Source organism: Shigella sp. FC1661 (assembly GCF_001712525.1).
GTDB classification, from domain to species: Bacteria; Pseudomonadota; Gammaproteobacteria; order Enterobacterales; family Enterobacteriaceae; genus Escherichia; species Escherichia coli.
On sequence record NZ_MDGW01000299.1, the window covers coordinates 22,172 to 28,431 of the forward strand.

At 48.5% G+C, this 6,260-nt stretch carries 5 protein-coding genes and 1 pseudogene; 4 read left to right on the plus strand and 2 right to left on the minus strand.

All coding sequences use genetic code 11. The features are described from left to right. Positions 1-259 precede the first annotated feature (259 nt). A complete protein-coding gene (gene tdk / locus BFF42_RS16260; RefSeq protein ID WP_000068073.1) occupies positions 260-877 on the plus strand; it encodes a thymidine kinase in 618 nt (205 codons plus the stop codon). A gap of 281 nt (positions 878-1,158) precedes the next feature. Here tdk and BFF42_RS16265 read toward each other — a convergent pair. Further along, positions 1,159-2,055: pseudogene (locus BFF42_RS16265) on the minus strand (IS4 family transposase). A gap of 123 nt (positions 2,056-2,178) precedes the next feature. After that, the gene (gene adhE, locus BFF42_RS16270; protein WP_000301651.1) at positions 2,179-4,854 is read right to left on the minus strand and encodes a bifunctional acetaldehyde-CoA/alcohol dehydrogenase; all 2,676 of its coding nucleotides are present in this window, start codon (positions 4,852-4,854) and stop codon (positions 2,179-2,181) included. A 393-nt stretch (positions 4,855-5,247) separates the two neighbouring features. Between adhE and ychE (BFF42_RS27300) the strand changes: the two genes are divergently transcribed. From ychE (BFF42_RS27300) to BFF42_RS16280, 3 genes are all read left to right on the plus strand, one after another. Beyond that, entirely contained in the window at positions 5,248-5,301 is a 54-nt protein-coding gene (gene ychE, locus BFF42_RS27300; RefSeq protein ID WP_211180492.1) for a protein YchT, read from the plus strand. Positions 5,302-5,331: 30 nt separating this feature from the next. Next, positions 5,332-5,979 carry an NAAT family transporter YchE gene (gene ychE, locus BFF42_RS16275; RefSeq protein WP_000616553.1) on the plus strand — a complete coding sequence of 216 codons (648 nt, stop codon included), beginning with the start codon at positions 5,332-5,334 and terminating at the stop codon, positions 5,977-5,979. A 126-nt stretch (positions 5,980-6,105) separates the two neighbouring features. After that, the coding region (locus BFF42_RS16280) for an IS1 family transposase (RefSeq protein ID WP_001348782.1) at positions 6,106-6,260 on the plus strand (155 nt) is incomplete at its 3' end.

The following is a 6,260-nucleotide window of genomic DNA, read 5'->3' on the forward strand; positions in this document are numbered from 1 at the left end:
TTAGTATTGCACTATCTCCTGGAGGTCAACAGAGGGCTATTACTTGCGCAACAGGTTAAAGATTGTGAATAGTTACCAGCAGTCATTTACCCGCTTATAACAAGCGAGGCAGTTGTAATGATAGCTCAGAAGGATTATGCAAGGCTTCGTAAGGGAGAACGCATATACCCACTTCTGTGCATACTGTTGAGCTGAAAAACTGACGAATTATGATAAACTCCAGCCAACTTTATTTCATATCATTGAGGGCCTGTGGCTGATGGCACAGCTATATTTCTACTATTCCGCAATGAATGCGGGTAAGTCTACAGCATTGTTGCAATCTTCATATAATTACCAAGAACGCGGCATGCGCACTGTCGTATATACGGCAGAAATTGATGATCGCTTTGGTGCCGGGAAAGTCAGTTCGCGTATAGGTTTGTCATCGCCTGCAAAATTATTTAACCAAAATTCATCATTATTTGATGAGATTCGTGCGGAACATGAACAGCAGGCAATTCATTGCGTACTGGTTGATGAATGCCAGTTTTTAACCAGACAACAAGTATATGAATTATCGGAGGTTGTCGATCAACTCGATATACCCGTACTTTGTTATGGTTTACGTACCGATTTTCGAGGTGAATTATTTATTGGCAGCCAATACTTACTGGCATGGTCCGACAAACTGGTTGAATTAAAAACCATCTGTTTTTGTGGCCGTAAAGCAAGCATGGTGCTGCGTCTTGATCAAGCAGGCAGACCTTATAACGAAGGTGAGCAGGTGGTAATTGGTGATAATGAACGATACGTTTCTGTATGCCGTAAACACTATAAAGAGGCGTTACAAGTCGGCTCATTAACGGCTATTCAGGAAAGGCATCGCCACGATTAATAAGAATTTCTTTACTGACAGGGTGAGCAGGGCACTTTTATCCTGTCAGTTCGTTTTACGCACTTCTTCCGGGCTATATACCCTTCTCGGCAGTTTTTTAACGCCGCTATACGCCTCACAGGGCTCTTAAGCACCGACGTTGACTTGTGACCTGTAAAGTACAATATCCCTGTGTTTAGGCGTTATACATCGTCGCAAATATGATGAAGGCTAATGCTGTCGGTTTATGGAAAAGTTACTTTGGGTAAACAAAAAATACGGCCCCAGAAGGGCAATGCCGTTCACTTAAGAGGAGCGGCACTATGTTTCACAGGATAACGGGTTTTTGATATCTTAACCGACCTCGGCCTTGATGGTCGGGGGCGTTTTGTTATGAACACCACTTCCAGAGCACCCCGAAGATGCTCCAGTCGTTTCGGGATGGTCCCTGGTGACGCCGTGTTTCCCAGCTCTATCATTTCTGATGCGATATTCTTCCACGCAGGCAGTAGCCAGTGGCGGTTACAACCCTTCTGGTTCAGCGTTAGCAGCAGGTCTTCGCTGTAAAAAAGCTTATCAAACAACGTAATAGAGTTATCCGGGATGGTGGCGAGCATGGAGTGGGCCAGCACAGTTTCGCTCTGCCGGTAAGGTGCGGTCACGGCATTCAGCAGAATGTGACTTCCCAGGTTCATTAAGGCCACCAGACGCATAACCGGGTAGGCGTTCTGCCGCTTAGTGGATGTGTTGGCAGACCCATAATATTCACGCAGCTCGGGTTTATCAGGTGTCCTGAACTGTGCGCCATCAATGGCAAAAAGTTGCAGGCCGTGCCAGTCATCCTTCAGGTAACGTTCCGCGCCCCTGTCTGTGCGGTCTGGCGGAAGAGCCATTCCACTGGGGCGGCCCCCACGCGCTGACGCGCTTGGGTGACAGCGCTGCGGGCCAGCAGGTTCATCCCCGCTTCGCCATCCGCGCTCAGGTTCAGACGGCGAACAACATCGGTAATTGGCTCATTGCACCACCATCCAGATAACCATGTCCCCCGGTAAACGACGGCGGCGAACGGTCGCATGAGCAGAAAGCGTCAGGCAGTGTTGTATCCACTCGGTGGGAAGGTGTTCTGCAAATAGTTGTGCAGAGGGCGGAGGCATAAGCGGATGGTCACTGAAATCGAGCAGATCATTGAGAAGTGGCATAAGAAAACGGCTCCCTGTTGTGGAAGCCGTTATAGTGCCTCAGTTTAAGGATCGGTCAACTAATCCTTAACTGATCGGCATTGCCCAGAAGGGGCCGTTTATGTTGCCAGACAGCGCTACTGATTAAGCGGATTTTTTCGCTTTTTTCTCAGCTTTAGCCGGAGCAGCTTCTTTCTTCGCTGCAGTTTCACCTTCTACATAATCACGACCGTAGTAGGTATCCAGCAGAATCTGTTTCAGCTCGGAGATCAGCGGGTAACGCGGGTTAGCGCCGGTGCACTGGTCATCGAATGCATCTTCAGACAGTTTATCCACGTTCGCCAGGAAGTCTGCTTCCTGAACGCCAGCTTCACGGATAGATTTCGGAATACCCAGTTCAGCTTTCAGCGTTTCCAGCCATGCCAGCAGTTTCTCGATCTTAGCAGCAGTACGGTCGCCCGGTGCGCTCAGACCCAGGTGGTCAGCAATTTCAGCATAACGACGGCGAGCCTGCGGACGGTCATACTGGCTGAATGCAGTCTGCTTGGTCGGGTTGTCGTTCGCGTTGTAGCGAATAACGTTACAAATCAGCAGGGCGTTTGCCAGACCGTGCGGAATATGGAACTGGGAACCCAGTTTGTGCGCCATTGAGTGACATACACCCAGGAAGGCGTTCGCAAACGCGATACCCGCGATAGTCGCTGCACTGTGAACACGTTCACGCGCTACCGGATTTTTAGACCCTTCGTGGTAGGACGCTGGCAGATATTCTTTCAGCAGTTTCAGTGCCTGCAGAGCCTGACCATCAGAGAACTCAGATGCCAGTACAGAAACATAAGCTTCCATGGCGTGAGTTACTGCGTCCAGACCACCGAAAGCACACAGGGACTTCGGCATGTCCATAACCAGGTTGGCGTCGACAATCGCCATATCCGGAGTCAGCGCATAGTCTGCCAGCGGATATTTCTGACCAGTAGCGTCGTCAGTTACAACCGCAAACGGAGTGACTTCAGAACCTGTACCAGAAGTGGTGGTGACAGCGATCATTTTCGCTTTCACGCCCATTTTCGGGAACTTGTAGATACGTTTACGGATATCCATAAAGCGCAGCGCCAGCTCTTCGAAGTGAGTTTCCGGATGTTCGTACATAACCCACATGATCTTCGCGGCGTCCATCGGGGAACCACCACCCAGCGCGATAATCACGTCTGGTTTGAAGGAGTTTGCCAGTTCTGCACCTTTACGAACGATGCTCAGGGTCGGGTCCGCTTCTACTTCGAAGAAGACTTCAGTTTCAACGCCTGCTGCTTTCAGTACGGAAGTGATCTGATCAGCATAACCATTGTTGAACAGGAAGCGGTCAGTCACGATGAGCGCACGTTTGTGGCCATCAGTAATCACTTCATCCAGCGCGATTGGCAGGGAGCCACGGCGGAAGTAGATAGATTTCGGAAGTTTGTGCCACAACATGTTTTCAGCTCGCTTAGCAACGGTTTTCTTGTTGATCAGGTGTTTCGGACCAACGTTTTCAGAGATGGAGTTACCACCCCAAGAACCACAACCCAGAGTCAGGGAAGGTGCGAGTTTGAAGTTATACAGGTCACCGATACCACCCTGAGACGCTGGGGTGTTAATCAGGATACGAGCCGTTTTCATTTTCTGACCGAAGTAAGAAACGCGAGCCGGTTGGTTATCCTGGTCAGTGTACAGGCAAGAGGTATGACCGATACCGCCCATAGCAACCAGTTTCTCTGCTTTTTCTACCGCGTCTTCGAAATCTTTAGCGCGGTACATTGCCAGAGTCGGGGACAGTTTTTCATGTGCGAACGGTTCGCTTTCATCAACAACGGTCACTTCACCGATCAGAATCTTGGTGTTTTCTGGTACAGAGAAGCCTGCCAGTTCAGCAATTTTATAGGCTGGCTGACCAACGATAGCCGCGTTCAGCGCACCGTTTTTCAGGATAACATCCTGAACAGCTTTCAGCTCTTTACCCTGCAACAGATAGCCGCCGTGGGTTGCAAAACGTTCACGTACAGCGTCATAAACAGAGTCAACAACAACAACAGACTGTTCAGAAGCACAGATTACGCCGTTGTCGAAGGTTTTGGACATCAGTACAGATGCAACTGCACGTTTGATATCAGCAGTTTCATCGATAACAACTGGAGTGTTGCCCGCGCCTACACCGATAGCTGGTTTACCGGAGCTGTATGCGGCTTTAACCATGCCCGGACCACCAGTCGCGAGGATCAGGTTGATGTCTGGGTGGTGCATCAGTGCGTTAGACAGTTCAACAGAAGGTTGATCGATCCAGCCGATCAGATCTTTCGGAGCACCGGCAGCGATAGCAGCCTGCAGAACGATATCAGCCGCTTTGTTGGTGGCATCTTTTGCACGCGGGTGCGGGGAGAAGATAATGGCGTTACGGGTCTTCAGACTGATCAGCGATTTGAAGATAGCAGTTGAAGTCGGGTTAGTGGTCGGAACGATACCGCAAATAATACCGATTGGTTCAGCGATAGTGATGGTACCAAAAGTGTCGTCTTCAGACAGAACACCACAGGTTTTTTCATCTTTATAGGCGTTGTAGATATATTCAGAAGCAAAGTGGTTTTTGATCACTTTATCTTCGACGATACCCATGCCGGATTCGGCAACGGCCATTTTCGCGAGTGGGATTCGAGCATCTGCAGCAGCCAGAGCGGCGGCGCGGAAGATTTTGTCTACTTGCTCTTGAGTGAAACTGGCATATTCACGCTGGGCTTTCTTTACACGCTCTACGAGTGCGTTAAGTTCAGCGACATTAGTAACAGCCATAATGCTCTCCTGATAATGTTAAACTTTTTTAGTAAATCATCTGCTCGAATACGAGAGTATAGTCAGTGCGGTGATGATTTGCTTAACCTATGAAAATCAAAAGCTTACTCGCGCTCACACTCACTGTGATTTACTAAAAGAGTTTAAACATTAGAGTTATTATCTCTAATGCGTCACTTCCAGGTGGCGTAAGCAAGATTACTCACTTCTGGGTACTGATTACGTGATCCAAATCAAATTTTTTGCAAAGCTGACACCTTTCAGCATCGCTTTTCGCCATTATAGCTAACAGTTAATAAATTGTAGTATGATTTGGTGGCTACATTAGCATGTTTTGCACAACTAGATAACAATAACGAATGATAGCAATTTTAAGTAGTTAGGAGGTGAAAAATGCTGTCAAAAGGCGTATTGTCAGCGCGTCTTTTCAACCTTATTTATGGCTAACATTATCCGGCTTTTGCTTCGGAGCTAACCGTGATTCAGACCTTTTTTGATTTTCCCGTTTACTTCAAATTTTTCATCGGGTTATTTGCGCTGGTCAACCCGGTAGGGATTATTCCCGTCTTTATCAGCATGACCAGTTATCAGACAGCGGCAGCGCGAAACAAAACTAACCTTACAGCCAACCTGTCTGTGGCCATTATCTTGTGGATCTCGCTTTTTCTCGGCGACACGATTCTGCAACTTTTTGGTATATCAATTGATTCGTTCCGTATCGCCGGGGGCATCCTGGTGGTGACGATAGCGATGTCGATGATCAGCGGCAAGCTTGGCGAGGATAAACAGAACAAGCAAGAAAAATCAGAAACCGCGGTACGTGAAAGCATTGGTGTGGTGCCATTGGCGTTGCCGTTGATGGCGGGGCCAGGGGCGATCAGTTCTACCATCGTCTGGGGTACGCGTTATCACAGCATTAGCTATCTGTTTGGTTTCTTTGTGGCTATTGCATTGTTCGCTTTATGTTGCTGGGGATTGTTCCGCATGGCACCTTGGCTGGTACGGGTTTTACGCCAGACCGGCATCAACGTGATTACGCGTATTATGGGGCTATTGCTGATGGCATTGGGGATTGAATTTATCGTTACTGGTATTAAGGGGATTTTCCCCGGCCTGATTAATTAATTCCTTTCAAATGAAACGGAGCTGCCATGCTCCGTTTACTTCGTCATTATTTTTACTTTGTTCCCGCGCAGGGTAATGCTGCCAACTTACTGATTTAGTGTATGATGGTGATTTTAAGGTGCTTGCGTGGCTTCCATTTCCATCAGATGTCCTTCCTGCTCCGCTACTGAAGGCGTGGTGCGTAACGGCAAAAGCACTGCCGGACATCAGCGCTATCTCTGCTCTCATTGCCGTAAAACATGGCAACTACAGTTCACTTACACCGCCTCTCAGCCCGGTAC

Coding starts and splice junctions, on each gene's coding strand:
- tdk (WP_000068073.1), top strand. CDS start 260: ATGGCACAGCTATATTTCTACTATTCCGCAATGAATGCGGGTAAGTCT.
- adhE (WP_000301651.1), bottom strand. CDS start 4,854: ATGGCTGTTACTAATGTCGCTGAACTTAACGCACTCGTAGAGCGTGTA.